At 58.1% G+C, this 2,500-nt stretch carries 4 protein-coding genes; all 4 read right to left on the bottom strand.

The features are described from left to right. Positions 1 to 245: ATP-binding cassette domain-containing protein (locus tag ACZBJS_RS42295; RefSeq protein ID WP_463440306.1), on the bottom strand; the 245-nt coding region annotated here is incomplete at its 3' end. A gap of 56 nt (positions 246 to 301) precedes the next feature. Continuing rightward, the gene (locus tag ACZBJS_RS42300) at positions 302 to 1,084 is read right to left on the bottom strand and encodes a carnitinyl-CoA dehydratase (RefSeq protein WP_463440307.1); all 783 of its coding nucleotides are present in this window, start codon (positions 1,082 to 1,084) and stop codon (positions 302 to 304) included. After that, the gene (locus ACZBJS_RS42305; protein WP_463440308.1) at positions 1,077 to 1,925 is read right to left on the bottom strand and encodes an enoyl-CoA hydratase/isomerase family protein; all 849 of its coding nucleotides are present in this window, start codon (positions 1,923 to 1,925) and stop codon (positions 1,077 to 1,079) included. The genes ACZBJS_RS42300 and ACZBJS_RS42305 overlap by 8 nt, the downstream gene beginning before the upstream one ends. Positions 1,926 to 2,309: 384 nt before the next feature. Beyond that, positions 2,310 to 2,500, bottom strand: a 191-nt coding sequence (locus ACZBJS_RS42310; RefSeq protein WP_463440309.1) for a hypothetical protein, incomplete at its 5' end; no start/stop codon positions are given.

A 2,500-nucleotide genomic window follows, 5' to 3' on the forward strand; every position in this document is an offset into this window, starting at 1 on the left:
CCGAGCATGATGCAGCCGCCCGTCGGCTGAATAAGGCGGGCGATCAGGCCCAACAGCGTAGACTTGCCGGAACCGCTGGGCCCCAATATGAAAGAAACTCGCCTTCGGCTACAGTGAGATTGATTCGGCGACGGCACAAACATCCCTGCCGAATTGCTTTCTGAGCCCTGAAACCTCGATCGCAGCTGGACGTTTGACGGACGACGTTTGCGGACCTCTCCGGCGGTGGAGGAACTAAACCCCATTGTACCTCCCGTTGGCAAGTTAAGCTTCGGACTTGCGACGATGGTTCACAATGCGACTATCTTCCCTTCCAGACCGGATCGCGCTTTTCGGCGAAGGCCCGGCGACCCTCGAGAGTGTCCTCTGAGTTGGCGAGCGCGTCGCATGTGCCCAGCTGACGGCGATACACCCGGTTCATGGCGTCCTGGAAATTGAGCCCCTCGGCCACGCGCACTGTTTCCTTGATGGCGGCAAAAACAAGCGGTGGGCCACCGGCGAGCAGCCGTGCGATTTCCCAGACACGCGGCTCAAGCCTTTCCTTCGGTAAAACCTCATTTACCAAGCGCAGGCTATGGGCCTCGGTGGCATCCATCCAGCGGCCGGTGAACAGAAGCTCCATGGCGATGTGATAGGGGATTCGTTTCGGCAACTTGATGGTTGCCGCATCGGCCAGTACGCCGGCGCGGATCTCCGGCAGCGCGAAGCAGGAATGGTCGGAGGCGTAGATCAGGTCGCAGGAGAGCGCCAGCTCGAAGCCTCCACCAACGGCCATGCCGTTGACGCAGGCGATCACCGGCTTGTTGAGGTCGCGCAATTCCTGCAAGCCGCCGAATCCTCCGACGCCGTAATCGTTGTTGCCCAAGTCGACAGTAGCCGCCGACTTGAGATCCCAACCGGCACAGAAGAACTTGTCCCCCGCGGTCTTGACTATGGCAACGCGCAGCTCCGGATCGTCGCGGAAAGCCTTGAACGTCTCGCCCATCAGCACTGATGTATTCCGGTCGATGGCGTTGGCCTTAGGCCGGTCGAGCGTAACCTCGATAATGGCACCTTCGCGGCGGGTAGTGATTACGTCAGCCATTCTTCTTCTCCGATTCGAAGGGCGCAAAGATCGAGTTCAGCCATTGATTTGCGGCCGCCAGTCCTTCAGCGAGACGGATTTCCGCATAGCGTTTGAACTCGGATTCCGACGCCTCCATGATCAAGTTGGCTTCCGCACCGTAGCGCAAAGCAGAATCGAACCCTGCCGCGTTCATTGTGTTATTGAGTGCCCGCTTGTGCCACACCAATGTCGGCATGGCGACGCGGGAAATACGCTTCGCGATCCGGATGACTTCTTCCTCGAGCCGGTCCTTGGAGAACACTCGGTTCACGAGTCCCAGCCGATACGCTTCTTGCGCATCGAACATGTCTCCGGTGTAAATCAGCTCGCGGCAACGTTGACCCATGACCCACGGGATCGACATCATCTGAACGCCGAGGCCGTACCGCACCTCAACGGCACCGAAGTGCGCATCGTCGGAGCAGTAGCGAAGGTCGAACATCGAGATGAAATCCAGGGCCCCTCCCAAGCAATAGCCCTCGATCATCGCCACCACAGGCTTGGAGCACTTAAACACGGAATAGTGGAACTGGAAGGAACGATCGAGCATCTTCTTCCAATCGTCGACGGTTCTTTGCTTCTCGCCGCCGGCCTTGACTTCGGTGTCTTCATCGTTGACGTCAAAACCTGCCGAAAAAGCGCGCCCCCCAGCGGCCGACACTACGATCACGCGAACTTCGGGATCACTATCGGCAACCGCAAGTGCATCCTGGAATTCATTGCAGAGCTTGATCGAGAGCGCATTCATTTTTTTCGGCCGATTCAGAGTGATCCGCGCGACGCGATCGTCTGCTTCATAAAGAACGTTGCTGTATGCCATCAGATGCCTTTCACATGCTTGTTGCCAATCCGCTGATCGTGCGCAAGCAGGGCGCTATCGCGGAAAGTACCTCAATTCTCTCTATTGTCTCTGCAGTGGAACTGGCTGCATGAGCAGCCAGCGGTGCTAAACCCTAAAGTGCGCAGTCGCCGGTAAGCAGCAAAATTCGCCTCGACTGGAGGAAATTCTGCAACATATGACGTTTTGGCACCGCAACCCCAGCGCAGAGGCCGGCCGCTTGCCTGTGTTACTCTGGCCTCATCCGTACTTGTCAAGACGTCGCACGGCCGCCTTACCCACACCCGCGTTGGAGCTGTTAGGCGCCCACAGAGCGGCACTATGAAGCGCATCGAGTTGACGTAGCGCTATGAACATCAGGAGGGATCAAGGTGCGTGATCGAGCATGTCGCCGGTTGCAAAGCCATAAATGCAAACCGCGTCGGCCCGCCGGCTACAAAGCGCATCAGCCATCCCTATGGACAACCTACAACCTCCTCTATCGCCGTCGTGACGACACGGCTCTGGATCGAAAATCTGCTCTGATCCAGGCGAGCGGGCGAGGATCGTCATCGGCG

The organism is Bradyrhizobium sp. KZN70725, assembly GCF_055264925.1.